This window comes from Agrobacterium sp. K11 (genome assembly GCF_059429395.1).
This window is the reverse complement of sequence record NZ_JCAHRB010000001.1, coordinates 1-14,606: the sequence shown is the minus strand read 5'-3', so window position 1 is coordinate 14,606 and position 14,606 is coordinate 1. Positions and strand designations below refer to the sequence as shown.

Below are 14,606 nucleotides of genomic sequence, written 5' to 3'. Positions count from 1 at the left end.
AAATGTGCAATGAGCGATCCCGCCGGCGGAAAGTGAAGGGTAGACATTGGCAGGTGTTTAATCTCTACTCATCGACTAGAGTATCAACGGGTCCGGCGCCCACCGCCTGACCTTTCGTGCTGTCGCAGGTTGGAGGAATAAATGTCCTATGATGTCGCTATCGTCGGTTCGGGTTTCTCGGCCATCTGTACCGCCGCTCATCTCTTATCATCCCTGCCCGGGGACGCGTCGATCGCCATTGTCGGCGACGAGTCGGATTTCGGGCGCGGTACGGCCTATCGTACCGAGTTGCCCTATCACCGGCTCAATGTGCCGGCAGGGCGGATGAGCGTATTCCCCGACAGGCCGGATGACTTTCTCGATTGGCTGACGGAGAACGGGCTCGGCAATGATCCATTGGCTTTTGCCTCACGTGGCGATTACGGCCTCTATCTCAGGGACAGGCTCGCCAGCCTGCTGAGAAGCCGGGATCAGCGGGCAAGGGTGGACTTCATTCGTGCCAAGGCTTCAGCCTGTCGCCCGGATGGCAATGGCGGTTTCTCTTTTGCACTGGAGAATGGTGAGAAGCTACGGGCGAAAAATGTTGTCTTATGTCTTGGTGTCGGCGCGGCAAGTTTGCCGGTGCAAACTCTGACGAAAGATGACGACGCGCCGCATCGCATCATCGGGCATTGCTGGCAGTCCGGATGGCTTTCGAGAGTAAAGGCGGGGGACCGCATCTGTATTCTGGGTTCTGGCCTGACGATGATAGATCAGGTCCTGACGCTTCGAGGAAAGGGACATCGTGGCCCAATCCACGTATTGTCCCGCCGCGGACTTGTGCCGCATCCACATATCAGCCCGCCACTGTCTCCAGCTGATCCGCGCTTACCAGAAGGTTCGACCGAGATCAGCCGGTTAGTGCAGGCTCTGCGTAAGCAGGTGAAAGATGGTGCGCCGTGGCGTACTGTCATGGACGGTCTACGGCCGAAGACCCAGCTGCATTGGCAGAGCCTGACATCTGATCAGCGAAGCCGGTTTCTTCGCCATGCTTTGCCTTGGTGGAACATTCACCGGCACCGAATCGCGCCCGAAGTGCATAAGGCTTTTGAAAAGCTATTATCTGACGGCGTTCTAGAGATTCACGCCGGTTATCTCCGCTCTCTCGACGAGCAGGACGAGGGGATCGCCGTACTCTATCGCCGTCGGCATACGGAGACGCTTAGAGAGTTTCAGGTCGATTGGGTCGTTAATTGTACCGGAATGGAGAGGGCGGGGATCGGTCATTCACGGCTTTTGGAAACCATGCGGGACGATGGCGTGCTTTTGCTCGACGCCTTTGGTCTTGGGGTCGAGGTCGATGGCCAGTCGCGCTTGTCAAGCGCGGACGGGCAGGTCTGGCCTGGCCTGTTTGCCGCCGGGGCGCTGACGGCGGGCCGCTTTTGGGAGATAACCGCCGTGCCGGATATCCGCGTGCAGGCGCAAAAGATCGCGCAAGCTGTTACGGACAGAGTGGTATCGGACCGGCGGGTATCGGCACACGGTTGATGTGACGGAAAGAACACTCGCACAGTGCCAGGTCTTAAAGAGTTTGCGCTTGAGACTGTTCCTCTAACTTTTCAGATACTGAGGTTTGCCGCGGCTAACCTCTCTATTTCTCTCATCAGGCGGCCATCCGAATGTACCGGGCTTTCCTCATTACGCGATAGAGCTAAGGGTTAGTAAGAGCCTTCGCTCAGCCAATAGCCGCTTCCATAGATCGCGACAGACAATGGGTTTTGAGCCTCATTATTCGGTTCGACAACGTGCGGCGATACGAATAGCTCACCGTGACGTCCATCCGTCCGCGAGTTGATGATTTACACAATTGCTAAATTATTTACATCACTTATGGAATATTGATGCAAAACGAGCTATTAAACCCTTAAAAATACGATTTCTATGAAAATTATTTGCGAGGCATCTATGGAAAAGCAGAAACTGGTACGATTCGAGACGGCTGACGCTCAGGCTGGCGGACAGCGCAGGCCTTTTGCCAAGGCCGTGCGGGCCGGTGATTTCGTCTATGTGTCTGGACAGGTGCCAACAGTCGATGGTGAAGTAGTAACTGGCGGCATTGTGGCTCAGACCGAGCAGGTTGTGGCCAATATCATGGATGTTCTGGCGCTTGCGGATTGTACACTTGCCGATGTCGTCAAGGTCAATGTCTGGCTGGATGATGCCCGGGATTTTTCGAGTTTCAACGCGGTCTTCCAGAAATATTTCATCGATCATCCACCGGCACGTTCAACCGTGCAGTCGCCCCTGATGGTCGATGCGAAGGTTGAAATGGATGTTATAGCCTATAAGCCACTGGTTTGATTGCCAATTTCCGATTCTGAGAGCGTTTGACGATGACCTACCCCTGGCCTGACGAAGGCACCCCACTCGATGCGATCTCGACGCCGATGCCCGTGATCGACGAGGACCGACTTGCCGCCAACATTGCGCGGGCGCAGTCCTATCTTGATGGACATGACAAGACTTTTCGCCCCCATATCAAGACGCATAAGATACCAGCCATTGCGAAGCAGCAGCTTCAGGCGGGCGCCATTGGCATCAATTGCCAGAAGGTCAGCGAGGCGGAAGTTTTCGCGGATGCCGGTTTCGACGACATTCTCATTACCTACAATATCCTCGGCGTGGCGAAACTCTCGCGGCTGAGGGCATTGAATGCGCGTATAAGGCAACTGAGCGTCGTCGCCGACAGCGCCGTGACGATTGCTGGCCTTGCCGGCACATTCGACGCGGAAAGACCGCTTTCCGTTCTTGTCGAATGCGATACCGGCGGAAAACGCTGCGGTGTGCAGACCCCGGAAGCCGTGTTGCAGCTTGCAGAAAAGATCGTCGCGGCACCGGGCCTCAATTTCAAGGGCGTTTTGACCTATCCGGCACCCGGTGGCGCTGAAAAGGTGGAGAACTTCATTCGGGAAACCATGGCGTTGCTTGCGGAAAAGGGCATCGACTGCCCGGTTCGCTCCAGCGGCGGCTCACCGGATTTTTTCTCTGCTCACCTCGTTCCCTCCGCAACCGAATATCGGGCGGGCACCTATGTATATAATGACCGTTCGATGCTGCGTGCCGGAAATTGCACCGCTGGCGACCTGGCAATGCATGTTCTTGCCACAGTGGTGTCGCGACCGACAGCTGATCGCGCTGTGCTCGATTGTGGCTCCAAGGCTTTGACCTCCGATCTCCTTGGGTTCAGCGATTACGGGCTGATTGAAGGGTATGAAGGCGCGAAAATCATGTCGCTTTCGGAAGAACATGCGGTGGTCGATTTGTCGGGCTGCACATCGGGCCGGCCGGAAATCGGTGAGCTGGTCAAGGTTGTGCCGAACCACACCTGCGTCATTACTAATCTTTTCGACAGGATGGTTTTCCATCGAAACGGTATCGTGACGCGGGTGGAAGACGTCACAGCACGCGGCACCGTCTGGTAACATTACCCGGCTAATTAAATTGCAAAAAAATGCTGCTGAAAAGCGGGCATCGGCAACGAGAATGACAGTCATGCGCATATTCACGGCATCGCTTGCCACCGAAACCAACACGTTTTCACCCGTCCCGACGGACATGGACGCCTTTCGCGCGGCTTTTTACGCTGGGCCCGGCGAACATCCGGAAACGCCGACACTGTGCTCCTCACCGGTACCAATTCTGCGCCGGCGCGGCAAAGCGGAAGGGTTTACGGTAATCGAGGGTACCTCCTGCTGGGCGGAACCGGCGGGGCTGATACAGCGCCAGACCTATGAAACGCTGCGCGATACGATTCTTGCCGAGCTTGCCGCCGCCCTGCCAGTCGATGCGGTAATTCTTGGTCTACATGGCGCCATGGTCGCCCAAGGTTATGATGATCCGGAAGGCGATTTCCTGTCGCATGTCCGCACGCTTGTTGGTCCCGACGTACTGATCGCGGCGGAATTCGATCCCCACAGCCATTTGACCCCTTTAAGGGTCCAAAATCTCGATATCATGGCGACGTTTCTGGAATTCCCGCATACGGATTTTGAGGAACGTGGTGAGCACGTCGTTGAACTGGCACTTCGCACCCTCCGCGGAGAAATCAGGCCGGTTATTTCCACTTTCGATTGCCGCATGATCACCATTTACCCCACCAGCCGCGAACCGATGCGTTCTTATGTTGACCGTTTGAAGGCTTTGGAGGGCAAGGACGGCGTGCTGTCTATTTCCGTCATTCACGGTTTCATGGCAGGCGATGTACCAGATATGGGCACGCGTATCGTCGTCGTGACAGATAATGACAGGGCAAAAGGTGACGCACTGGCCGAAAAACTCGGCCATGAGCTTTATGCCATGCGCAAGTTGACTGCCATGCCGATGCTCGACACGGAATCGGGTCTCGACAGGGCTCTCGCCATTCGTAGTGAGCATCCGGATATGCCGGTCGTGGTGTCGGATATATGGGATAATCCCGGTGGTGGCGTTGCGGGTGATGCCACCCATATTCTGCGGCGCATGGTGGAGCGCGGCATGGACAATATCGGTGTGGCAACGATCTGGGATCCGATTGCTGTGTCTTTCTGTCACGCGGCAGGCGAGGGGGCGGAGATTGATCTGCGTATTGGCGGCAAATCCAGTCCCGAAGGTGGCGAGCCGCTCGATTTCCGGATCAGGGTCATGCGCACTGCAGAAGCGGGGTGGCAGAGTTTCCGAAACAGCCGCGTCACGCTCGGCCGCGCCGCCGTCGTTCGACCGGTCGGAACTGAAATCGACATCATTCTCATTACCAGCCGCACGCAAACTTATGAGCCGGATATATTTTCCAATCTCGGCATTGATTTTGCCAGGAAAGACGTGCTGCTGGTGAAGTCCACCAACCACTTCCATGCGGGTTTTGCGCCGGTCGCTTCCGAGATCGTTTATATCGCCGCGCCCACTTCCTATCCGACCGATCCGGCCACAACCGCCTATCGCAAGGCAAGCCTCCAGCTATGGCCACGGGTGGCCGATCCGCTGGGGTTGGACTGAGGCTGCGACGCTTCAAATATCTTGTAGCGTGATCAGAAAGAATATGCCTTCACCATGATCTGCATCGATGGTGAACGGCACGCTTTCCGTGATGAAAACGCTATCCAGCTTCTCCAGCCGGGCTGTGTCGTTGTTGACGGCGACCGTCAGAGGATCGAGCGCGAGGATCAGCCTTGTTCCCGTTGCCGCCTGCATCGAGCGGCTGCCGGATAGTCTTTGCACGCTGTGGGCTAAGGATGAGCGGCGGGTCATGACGTTCAGGTCGACGATCGCGCCGTCCGTCAGGGTCGCATCTACGGGAACATCGGCGGCAAAGGGCAGGGGGGTACTCTCCGTCGTCAGCGCCACCGGCTCACGACCCGAAATAGCGAGTGCAAGGCCGTTTCCCTCGATAATCGCAAGCGTGCGGTCTATGCCGGCGAAGCTGGAAAATGGTCCGTCCTGAGCAACGGTCGCCATGCTGACGCGCCAGTCGAATGCATCCACGGAAGCACCCGGCGGATGGATGGCGATTTCCACCGTAACGCCGCCGCCATTTTTCCACGGCATGGTTTTGTGTTCGGAAGCGCGTAATATTCTCATGTGATGTCCAGAATCGGGTCGTTAAGGGCGCGGGGCCGGAAGTTTATGATCCGCGATCATTCTCGATGCGTCGCTCAATCGTTTTTTGGACCGCCTTTAAATCGGATGGCCGGCCGGCAACCTTTTCGATCGCGGCAATGGCAAGGTCACTGGCGACATAGTCAGATTTATGCCCGAGATTGTGCACGACGATCAAAGTGGAGCCGCGAATATCTCTGGCGAGATGACGGGAATGCACCTCTGGCGAGACGATCGTGTCCGTATCACCGGTTATGATGACGGTTGGTGCCGTGATGCCCCGATACTCCGAGGAAGCTCCACGCGCCCATTCATTGAGAGCCGCGACCTCCTGCGCATTGTGTCGAAAGGCCCTGGGCCGCAGGGCCGCCACGGAATGCGTTGCTTCCACATAACCGGCGGGTCTGGAATTGGGTGCAAAAACACCGCGCGTTGCCTGATCCAATGCCAGGAGCCCGGCGGGCGGAGCAATGAAGGTGCTGAACAGCGGACCGGTAAAGGGCGCATTTGCCGCTGTGTAATACCAGGCGATGCCGCCCTCCCACGGATAGACAGCGGGAGAAAGGAATACGAGGCCCGCGACCATCTCCGGATGACGGACCGCAAGCGATGCCGCGATGGCGCCGCCAAAGGAATGTCCGACGATAATCGCTCTCGGGACGCCTCGCTTTTTCATAAGCTGGGCAATGGCGTCCGCCTGTCCATCCGGGAGAATATTTGCCTTGCCGCCGATATCCGAATTGCCGTGCCCTGGCCTGTCGACAAATAGCAGTTTTGCACGGCCTCTGAGCTTTTCGAGAAACGAAAACATCGGATCATAGAGACTGGCGCTTGCGCCGTGAATGAAGAGGATCGGCGGAAGCTCGGCGCTTTTTCCCGGCTCGACCAAGATGCTGTTCAGCTTGTAGCCGCCCACATCGATCCGCACGGGAACATTTTGCTGCTTTTCGGACGCCACGGCATTCGTAGCGGAAACCGGAAGAAGTGCCCCGAGCAGGAGGGTAAAGGCAAGCGGAAGGAACCTGTGCGCCATTCTTTGATCTACCATGTCCTTCATGCCTGCCTAACGGTTAGCGCGGCTTTCAAACGAGCATACAGTCGGTCGGTTAAAAACAGCAACGTAAGAAAGCCGCAGACAGACCAGAAGTTCCACCGGCCGCCGACAGCGGCGTCGAAACTGATGCGGCACCGCTGTCGGCACTGTACGATGGGTGGATCGCGGCTCTCTTCCCCGATCAGATAAACGGCGCAGCCTGAAGACTGCGCCGAGTTTTTTCTTTAGTTACCGAGAATGCCGGGCAGTCGCAGGCCCTGCTCTTTTGCGCATTCCACGGCGATTTCGTAACCGGCATCGGCATGGCGCATGACGCCGGTTGCCGGGTCGTTCCACAGCACGCGCTCTATGCGGCGGGCCGCGTCATCGGTGCCGTCGCAGCAGATGACCATGCCGGAATGCTGGGAAAAGCCCATGCCGACACCGCCGCCGTGGTGCAGGGAAACCCATGTCGCGCCGGATGCGGTATTGAGCAGCGCGTTCAGCAGCGGCCAGTCGGATACGGCATCCGAACCGTCCTGCATGGCTTCGGTCTCGCGGTTCGGCGAGGCGACGGAACCGCTGTCGAGGTGGTCGCGGCCGATGACGATCGGAGCGCTGAGCTCGCCGTTCTTGACCATTTCGTTGAAAGCAAGACCGAGACGATGGCGATCACCAAGGCCAACCCAGCAGATACGCGCCGGCAGGCCCTGGAACGCGATGCGCTCGGCGGCCATATCAAGCCAATTGTGCAGGTGCTTGTTGTCGGGCAGCAGTTCCTTCACCTTGGCGTCGGTCTTGCGGATGTCTTCCGGATCACCCGATAGTGCCGCCCAGCGGAACGGGCCGACGCCGCGGCAAAACAGCGGGCGGATATAGGCCGGAACGAAGCCCGGGAAGGCGAAAGCGTTTTCCAGCCCTTCTTCTTTTGCCACCTGGCGGATGTTGTTGCCGTAGTCGAAAGTCGGAATGCCCATGTCCTGGAAGGCAATCATCGCTTCGACATGTTCGCGCATCGAGGCACGGGCAGCTTTTTCGACGGCTTTCGGGTCGCTCTCGCGCTTTTCCCTCCACTTGGCCATAGTCCAGCCCTTCGGCAGATAGCCGTTGATCGGGTCGTGCGCCGAAGTCTGGTCGGTTACCATGTCTGGACGGATGCCGCGGCGGACCATTTCCGGCAGGATTTCAGCGGTGTTGCCGAGCAGGCCGACGGACTTCGCCTCACCGGCGGCTGTCCAGCGCTCAATCATCTCCATCGCCTCATCAAGAGTTTCGGCGCGGGCATCGACGTAGCGGGTGCGCAGACGGAAATCGATCGAATCGGGATTGCATTCAATGGCAAGGCAGCAGGCACCGGCCATCACGGCGGCAAGTGGCTGGGCGCCGCCCATGCCGCCAAGGCCGCCGGTCAGAACCCATTTGCCTGTGAGATCGCCATTATAGTGCTGACGACCGGCCTCGACGAAGGTTTCGTAGGTGCCCTGCACGATGCCCTGGCTGCCGATATAGATCCACGAACCGGCGGTCATCTGGCCGTACATGGCAAGACCCTTTTTATCCAGCTCGTTGAAATGATCCCATGTCGCCCAGTGCGGCACGAGGTTGGAGTTGGCAATCAGCACGCGCGGCGCATCCTTGTGGGTGCGGAACACGCCGACCGGTTTACCGGACTGGACCATCAGCGTTTCGTCTTCGTTGAGGTCGCGCAGGGTCGCGACGATCTTATCGAAATCCGCCCAGGTGCGGGCGGCACGGCCGATGCCACCATAAACCACCAGCTCGTGCGGGTTCTCGGCCACTTCAGGATCGAGATTGTTCATCAGCATGCGCAGCGGCGCTTCTGTCATCCACGATTTCGCGGTCAGCTCGGTTCCACGCGCAGCGCGGACGTCGCGAATATTGTGACGAGGATTGGTCATTTGGTTCCCCTTTTGGTGTGTGCGAGTGTCAGCGCAGTCGTTTCGATGCGCGTGAGAATGTCTTTCAGGTGGATACGAAGCTTGGTGGCCTTGGCGTCGTCATAGGCAAACGGCAGTGCCTCTGTCGTTAGATGGGTGGATTGCGCCAGTTCCATCTGGATGGCGTGCACGCCGGTTTCGGGCTTTCCGTAGTGGCGTGTCGTCCAGCCACCCTTGAAGCGACCGTTGAGAATGCTGGTGTAACCTTCTGCCGCAGCGGTCGCTTCGACCGCCATTGTCTCGATGGCTGGGTCGCAGGTCCTGCCCATATCCGTACCGATGTTGAAATCCGGCAGCTTGCCTTCGAACAGGAACGGGATATGCGAGCGGATCGAATGGCAATCATAGAGAATGGCGATGCCGTGAATGGCCTTAACCCGCTCGATTTCCGCGGCAAGGGCCGCGTGATAGGGTGCATGAAACGTTTCCAGCCGAGAGACGATGTCGTCCTGATTCGGTTCCTGCCCCTCATTCCAGATCGATTTGCCGTCGAAATCGGTTTCCGGAACAAGGCCTGTGGTGTTTTGTCCTGGATAGAGGCTAACGCCTTCAGGATCGCGGTTGGCATCGATCACATAACGATGAAAGGTGGCGCGAACCGTCGTCGCGTCGGGGAGCAGATCCGCGTAGAGATCATGAATGTGCCAGTCGGTATCGGCAAGCATCTTACCGTTGTCGTTCAAGCGTTGCCAAATCGCTGCGGGAACATCGGTGCCGGTGTGGGGCAGGCCGAGAATGACGGGCGATGTGCCTTCTTTAATATCGAAGACGCGCATCTTACGCCTCCAGCTTCGGAAGAATGCCGTCGGAAATCACGGACACAAGAGCGCCGGTCGCAATAAGGTCGGATGCCGCCTTCAGATCCGGCGCCATATAACGGTCCTCTTCCAGTGAAGGGATCGCCTGACGCAGCACGGCGATTGCCTTTTGCAGCTCCGGGCTGGTTTTCAATGGCCCACGCAGCTCAACGCCCTGAACCGCCGAAAGCGCCTCGATGCCGAGGATGGCGAAAAGGTTCTCCGTCATCGGTAGCAGGCGGCGCGCGCCGTGGCAGGCCATGGAGACATGGTCTTCCTGATTGGCTGAGGTTGGCGTCGAATCGACCGAAGCCGGATGAGCCATCTGCTTGTTCTCGCTCATCAGCGCAGCGGAGGTGACTTCGGCAATCATCAGGCCGGAATTCAGCCCCGGTTTTTTCGATAAAAATGCCGGAAGGCCATAGGATAGAGCCGGATCGACAAGCAGCGCCACGCGGCGTTGCGCGATCGCGCCGATTTCGCAGATGGCAAGCGCCGTCTGGTCGGCGGCAAATGCCACCGGTTCAGCGTGGAAGTTGCCCCCGGATACGACGGAATTGTCGGAAAGCACCAGCGGATTGTCCGTCACGGCATTGGCTTCGATTTCAAGCGTGCGGGCTACCTGTCGCAGAATATCGAGGCAGGCGCCGTCCACCTGCGGCTGGCAGCGGATGCAATAGGGATCCTGAACGCGCTCGTCGCCTTCGATATGGCTGACACGGATTTCGGATCCTTCCAGCAGGTTGCGCAGCGCAGCCCCCGCATCGATCTGGCCCTTGTGGCCGCGCAATGTGTGAATATCGGGATGGAAGGGAGCCGAAGAACCCATGGCGGCATCGGTGGAAAGCGCACCTGTTATCAGCGCTGCCTGTGCCGCGCGGTGAGCGCGGAAAAGACCGGCAAGCGCCAGCGCCGTCGAGGTTTGCGTGCCGTTGATCAGCGCCAACCCTTCCTTGGCGGCGAGCACGACCGGGGTCAGCCCGGCTCTAGTGAGAGCTTCGCCGGCGGGCAGAAGCGTACCTTCATAGAAAGCCTCGCCTTCGCCCATCATCACGGCGGCCATATGGGCAAGCGGTGCGAGATCGCCCGACGCTCCGACCGAACCCTTTTCCGGAATGGAAGGGATGACACCCTTTTCCAGCATGTCCTCGATCAGCCGCACCAGTTCCAGCCGCACGCCGGAGGCGCCGCGACCGAGCGAAATCAGCTTCAGCGCCATGATCAAGCGCACGACATTTTCCGGAAGCGCCGCACCGACGCCGCAGCAATGTGACAGGATGAGGTTACGCTGCAGCGTCGCCACATCGGCTGCGTCGATCTTGATCGAGGCGAGTTTGCCGAAACCGGTATTGATGCCATAGACCGGCGCATTGCCGGCGGCGATCTCGGCGATGCGGGCCGCTGCTTTTTCTATGCCGGCATCGAACGAACGGTCGAGTTTCGCTGCGCCGTTATCCCAGTAGATTGCGGCAAGTTCAGCAAGGGTCACATTGCCGGGGTGAAGCGTGATAGTCATGGAGAAACCTTCTGTCCCTTGAAAATGCGGGCGTGGAGCGGGTTGAAGCCGATGCGGTAGACAAGTTCAGCCGGGCGTTCGATATCCCAGATGGTGAAATCAGCGGATTTTCCTGCTTCCAGCGTGCCGGTTTCCGCAAGCAGGCCGAGCGCCTTTGCGGCATTGCGCGTGGTCGCCGTCAGGCATTCCTCCACCGTCATGCGAAAAAGCGTGGCACCCATGTTCATGGTCAGCAACAGGGAAGTCAGTGGTGAGGTGCCAGGATTGCAATCGGTAGCCAGCGCGATGTCAGCGCCTGCATCGCGCAAGGCCTGAACCGGGGGCAGCTGTTTTTCGCGGAGCGCGTAAAAGGCCCCGGGCAGAAGCACGGCCACCGTTCCCGCTTTAGCCAATGCTTTTGCACCGGCCTCATCAAGATATTCCAGATGATCGGCGGAAAGCGCACCATAGGACGCGGCAAGCTCCGTACCGCCGAGGTTGGAAAGCTGTTCGGCATGCAGCTTGACGGGAAGACCGTACTGTTTTGCCGCTTCGAAAACCCGGGTCATTTCCTCAACTGAAAAGGCGATGCCTTCGCAAAAACCGTCAACCGCATCCGCCAGTCCTTCCGCATTGGCTTTTTCCAGCCCCGGCAGAACCACGTCCATAATGTAGTCGGCGTTACGGCCCTTATATTCGGCCGGTGTCGCATGCGCGGCCAAGTAGCTGGTGACGATTCTAACGGGCCGTAACGTCTCAAGTTTGCGGGCGACGCGCAGCATTTTCAGTTCGGTTTCGATATCAAGACCGTAACCGGATTTTAATTCGAGGGTCGAGACACCCTCCGCCAGAAGCGTATCCAGACGGGGCAATGCCTGTGCCACCAAAGCCTCTTCCGAGAGGGCGCGCGTGTCGCGTACCGAAGAAACGATACCACCGCCCGCTTTGGCGATCTCCTCATAGGTCGCGCCATTGAGGCGCATTTCGAATTCCATGGCGCGGTTGCCGCCGAAGACCAGATGTGTGTGGCAGTCTATCAGGGCCGGGGTGATCCAGCGTCCCTCACAATCGGTTATCTCGTCGGCCGTTGCCAGGTCGGCGGGCAGATCGCTTTCAGCGCCGGCAAAGACGATGCGGTCGTTGCGTATGGCAATGGCTGCATTTTCGATAGCGCCGATGCCTTCCATGGTAGGATCAAACGTCGCCAGCCGGGCATTGCGCCACAATGCGGTAGTGTCACCCGTCGCCATTCCCTTTGTATATTTGTTCCCTGGCATTTGCTTTTCGCCTTTCTTTTATGTGCCAAATGTATATACATAATAATCACGTTGGCAAGCCGCAATTTCGTATGCGACGTCGCCTTGTCAGAAGAGATCAAGAGGAGAGGGTGGCATGACGGTAATTCACGCGGGCGCAGCACTTCTGGCCGATGGGTGGGTGCAAGATGTTCGCATCCACTGCAGGGGCGGTGCTGTTTCATCCGTCGAAACCGGTGTTTCTCCACAGCCGCAGGATGAACGGCATGCCGTTATCGTGCCAGCCATGCCCAATCTCCACAGCCATGCCTTTCAGCGGGCCATGGCAGGGCTTGCTGAAATTCGCGGACCTGCCGATGACAGCTTCTGGAGCTGGCGCACGGTCATGTACAAATTCGCGCTGTCAATGACACCGGATCATGTCGAGGCGGTTGCTGCCCAGCTTTATATGGAAATGCTGGAAGCCGGTTTTGGACGGGTCGGTGAATTTCATTACCTGCATAACGATATGGATGGTTCGCATTACGGCAATATCGCCGAAATGGCCGAACGTATCGGTGCCGCCGCCTCGCAAACGGGTATCGGCCTGACTTTGCTGCCGGTATTTTATGCGCATTCCGGTTTCGGCGGTCAGGCGCCAATAGACGGTCAGAAACGTTTCATCCATTCGCTCGACAGTTACGAAAGGCTCATGCAGGGCGCCCAAGCCGTGGTGAATGGGCTTCCCGGTGCAACGCTCGGCATCGCGCCACACAGTCTCCGTGCCGTAACTGGTGAAGAACTGGCGGCGATCGAACCGCTGGCGAAAGGCGGCCCGATCCACATTCATGTGGCGGAGCAGGTCAAGGAAATCGAGGACTCGCTCGCCTTTTCAGGTGCGCGGCCGGTGGAGTGGCTTTTGCAGAATGCGCCGGTCGATGAGCGCTGGTGCCTTATCCATGCGACGCATATGACAGAAGCCGAAACTCGCCGCATGGCAAAAAGCGGTGCCGTTGCCGGCCTTTGCCCCATCACCGAGGCCAATCTTGGCGACGGCATCTTCCCCGCTCCCGGTTTCATCGCGGAAGGCGGCCATTACGGTGTCGGTTCGGATTCCAACATTTTGATCTCCGTGCCGGAAGAATTGCGGATGCTCGAATATTCGCAGCGCCTGTCGCTTCGGGCGCGAAATGTCATCGCCGATGTCGGCCGTTCCACTGGCGAGAAACTGTTCCAGCAGGCGCTTCAAGGCGGTGGCAGGGCGCTGGATTCAAAAAATCAGATAGAAGCGGGAAAAAGCGCTGATTTTGTCGCGCTTGATTGCTCGGCCGTTCCCCATCTTCCGGCATCCCAGATTCTCGACCAGTGGATGTTCGCGAGTAGCGTCCACGTCGATACCGTCTGGGTGCGCGGTAAAAAACTGGTGCAAGCGGGCCGGCACGTCCATCGCCATGAAATATCGGATCGCTTCAACAAGGTCATGGCCGAACTTGTCGATAGCTGATATGCGCTCGATAGGAACGACATCGAGCCGTTGGAAGGCATTGCGGACGTGACGAAAGCATCGGCCGGGCAAACCCTGCACCAGCGAATCCTCGGTGATATAGAGGGCCGGATCGTATCGGGCGAATGGCCGCCGGGTCACCGGTTGCCTTTCGAGGTTGATCTCGCCGCCCACTACGATTGCTCCCGCATGACCGTCAACAAGGTCATGGGCCAGCTTGTGAAGGCCGGCCTGATCGAGCGCCGCAAGAAATCCGGCAGTTTCGTTCGCCAGCCGCAGATCCAGTCCGCGGTTCTCGAAATCCACGATATCAGGGCGGAAGTCGAATCCCTTGGCCTGGAATATGGCTTCAAGGTCCTGAAGCGCACACAGCGTGTCGCAAAGCGTGAGGATCGGACAAGTCTCGATATTGCCATTGGTACATCGCTGCTCGATATCGTCTGCATTCATTTTGCGGGCATGCGGGAATTCTGCATCGAGCAGCGTCTCGTCAATCTGGCAACCGTTCCCGATGCCGCTGAAATCGACTTCACGGAGATTGCACCCGGACCCTGGCTGCTTGGCCATGTTCCCTGGAGCAATGCCGAACACCGCATCAGTGCCGAAACGCCCTCGAAAGATGTGGCACGCCTGTTGGGTATCTCCGACAGGCAGGCCTGCCTTGTCGTGGAGCGGCGCACATGGAGCAATTCGGGTGCCGTCACCTATGTACGCTTCACCTATCCCGGCAATGCGCACGCTCTGGTCGCCCGTTTCAGCCCGTCTTCCGAATAAGACTGGGAAGGGCGCAATGCCTGCAATGCCCAAGAGAGCGCCCTCGTCGTGGTAGGAAAAGCCCTAGCTCCCGTCATGCAGTTCCGAAACGTTAAAATCTGTTAGTTTGTATGACTAATTTCAAACTCTCCTTTAAAATCAATGTTTTGAATGTTTTTTTTAGAATTTGTATTTTGGTGTGTTGACTTGTTTGAGGGTGA

At 58.0% G+C, this 14,606-nt stretch carries 12 protein-coding genes; 6 read left to right on the top strand and 6 right to left on the bottom strand.

Translation table 11 applies throughout. From position 1 onward, the window contains the following. Nucleotides 1-141 precede the first annotated feature (141 nt). The 4 genes from AC5SEO_RS00060 (at nucleotide 142) to AC5SEO_RS00045 (ending at nucleotide 5,010) form a co-directional block, all read left to right on the top strand. The gene (locus tag AC5SEO_RS00060; RefSeq protein ID WP_174068940.1) at nucleotides 142-1,527 is read left to right on the top strand and encodes an FAD/NAD(P)-binding protein; all 1,386 of its coding nucleotides are present in this window, start codon (nucleotides 142-144) and stop codon (nucleotides 1,525-1,527) included. A 417-nt stretch (nucleotides 1,528-1,944) separates the two neighbouring features. Continuing rightward, nucleotides 1,945-2,340: a RidA family protein gene (locus AC5SEO_RS00055; RefSeq protein WP_003511636.1), complete on the top strand. Its 396-nt coding sequence runs from the start codon at nucleotides 1,945-1,947 to the stop codon at nucleotides 2,338-2,340. A gap of 32 nt (nucleotides 2,341-2,372) precedes the next feature. Next, the gene (locus AC5SEO_RS00050) at nucleotides 2,373-3,461 is read left to right on the top strand and encodes a D-TA family PLP-dependent enzyme (protein ID WP_495363648.1); all 1,089 of its coding nucleotides are present in this window, start codon (nucleotides 2,373-2,375) and stop codon (nucleotides 3,459-3,461) included. A 70-nt stretch (nucleotides 3,462-3,531) separates the two neighbouring features. Beyond that, nucleotides 3,532-5,010 (top strand): M81 family metallopeptidase, encoded by a 1,479-nt coding sequence (locus AC5SEO_RS00045; protein WP_026330730.1) that lies wholly within the window; start codon nucleotides 3,532-3,534, stop codon nucleotides 5,008-5,010. A 12-nt stretch (nucleotides 5,011-5,022) separates the two neighbouring features. Here AC5SEO_RS00045 and AC5SEO_RS00040 read toward each other — a convergent pair whose 3' ends face one another. The 6 genes from AC5SEO_RS00040 to hutI all read right to left on the bottom strand — a co-directional run bounded on the left by AC5SEO_RS00040 (nucleotide 5,023) and on the right by hutI (nucleotide 12,170). Then, complete coding sequence (locus tag AC5SEO_RS00040) at nucleotides 5,023-5,592, bottom strand: HutD/Ves family protein (protein WP_174068942.1); 570 nt, start codon at nucleotides 5,590-5,592, stop codon at nucleotides 5,023-5,025. A gap of 43 nt (nucleotides 5,593-5,635) precedes the next feature. Beyond that, the gene (locus AC5SEO_RS00035; RefSeq protein WP_236771367.1) at nucleotides 5,636-6,643 is read right to left on the bottom strand and encodes an alpha/beta fold hydrolase; all 1,008 of its coding nucleotides are present in this window, start codon (nucleotides 6,641-6,643) and stop codon (nucleotides 5,636-5,638) included. Between the two features lie 245 nt (nucleotides 6,644-6,888). Then, nucleotides 6,889-8,562 (bottom strand): urocanate hydratase, encoded by a 1,674-nt coding sequence (gene hutU, locus AC5SEO_RS00030; RefSeq protein ID WP_174068944.1) that lies wholly within the window; start codon nucleotides 8,560-8,562, stop codon nucleotides 6,889-6,891. Then, on the bottom strand, nucleotides 8,559-9,377 hold the full coding sequence (gene hutG, locus AC5SEO_RS00025; RefSeq protein WP_065660392.1) for an N-formylglutamate deformylase: 819 nt from the start codon (nucleotides 9,375-9,377) through the stop codon (nucleotides 8,559-8,561). The genes hutU and hutG overlap by 4 nt, the downstream gene beginning before the upstream one ends. 1 nt (nucleotide 9,378) lies before the next feature. Then, on the bottom strand, nucleotides 9,379-10,914 hold the full coding sequence (gene hutH, locus AC5SEO_RS00020; protein ID WP_174068946.1) for a histidine ammonia-lyase: 1,536 nt from the start codon (nucleotides 10,912-10,914) through the stop codon (nucleotides 9,379-9,381). Continuing rightward, on the bottom strand, nucleotides 10,911-12,170 hold the full coding sequence (gene hutI, locus AC5SEO_RS00015) for an imidazolonepropionase (protein WP_174068947.1): 1,260 nt from the start codon (nucleotides 12,168-12,170) through the stop codon (nucleotides 10,911-10,913). Before hutI ends, hutH begins: the two co-directional genes overlap by 4 nt. 115 nt (nucleotides 12,171-12,285) lie before the next feature. Between hutI and AC5SEO_RS00010 the strand changes: the two genes are divergently transcribed. Further along, nucleotides 12,286-13,632, top strand: a complete 1,347-nt coding sequence (locus AC5SEO_RS00010) for a formimidoylglutamate deiminase (RefSeq protein ID WP_174068948.1) — start codon at nucleotides 12,286-12,288, stop codon at nucleotides 13,630-13,632. 48 nt (nucleotides 13,633-13,680) lie between these two features. Next, entirely contained in the window at nucleotides 13,681-14,406 is a 726-nt protein-coding gene (hutC, locus tag AC5SEO_RS00005; protein WP_174068949.1) for a histidine utilization transcriptional repressor HutC, read from the top strand. Nucleotides 14,407-14,606 lie beyond the last annotated feature (200 nt).

Bases quoted from the DNA above. Each gene is read 5' to 3' on its own strand.
- hutI (WP_174068947.1), bottom strand. From the start codon at position 12,170: ATGCCAGGGAACAAATATACAAAGGGAATGGCGACGGGTGACACTACC.
- hutG (WP_065660392.1), bottom strand. From the start codon at position 9,377: ATGCGCGTCTTCGATATTAAAGAAGGCACATCGCCCGTCATTCTCGGC.
- AC5SEO_RS00050 (WP_495363648.1), top strand. From the start codon at position 2,373: ATGACCTACCCCTGGCCTGACGAAGGCACCCCACTCGATGCGATCTCG.
- hutU (WP_174068944.1), bottom strand. From the start codon at position 8,562: ATGACCAATCCTCGTCACAATATTCGCGACGTCCGCGCTGCGCGTGGA.
- AC5SEO_RS00060 (WP_174068940.1), top strand. From the start codon at position 142: ATGTCCTATGATGTCGCTATCGTCGGTTCGGGTTTCTCGGCCATCTGT.
- AC5SEO_RS00055 (WP_003511636.1), top strand. From the start codon at position 1,945: ATGGAAAAGCAGAAACTGGTACGATTCGAGACGGCTGACGCTCAGGCT.
- hutH (WP_174068946.1), bottom strand. From the start codon at position 10,914: ATGACTATCACGCTTCACCCCGGCAATGTGACCCTTGCTGAACTTGCC.
- AC5SEO_RS00035 (WP_236771367.1), bottom strand. From the start codon at position 6,643: ATGGCGCACAGGTTCCTTCCGCTTGCCTTTACCCTCCTGCTCGGGGCA.
- AC5SEO_RS00010 (WP_174068948.1), top strand. From the start codon at position 12,286: ATGACGGTAATTCACGCGGGCGCAGCACTTCTGGCCGATGGGTGGGTG.
- AC5SEO_RS00045 (WP_026330730.1), top strand. From the start codon at position 3,532: ATGCGCATATTCACGGCATCGCTTGCCACCGAAACCAACACGTTTTCA.
- AC5SEO_RS00040 (WP_174068942.1), bottom strand. From the start codon at position 5,592: ATGAGAATATTACGCGCTTCCGAACACAAAACCATGCCGTGGAAAAAT.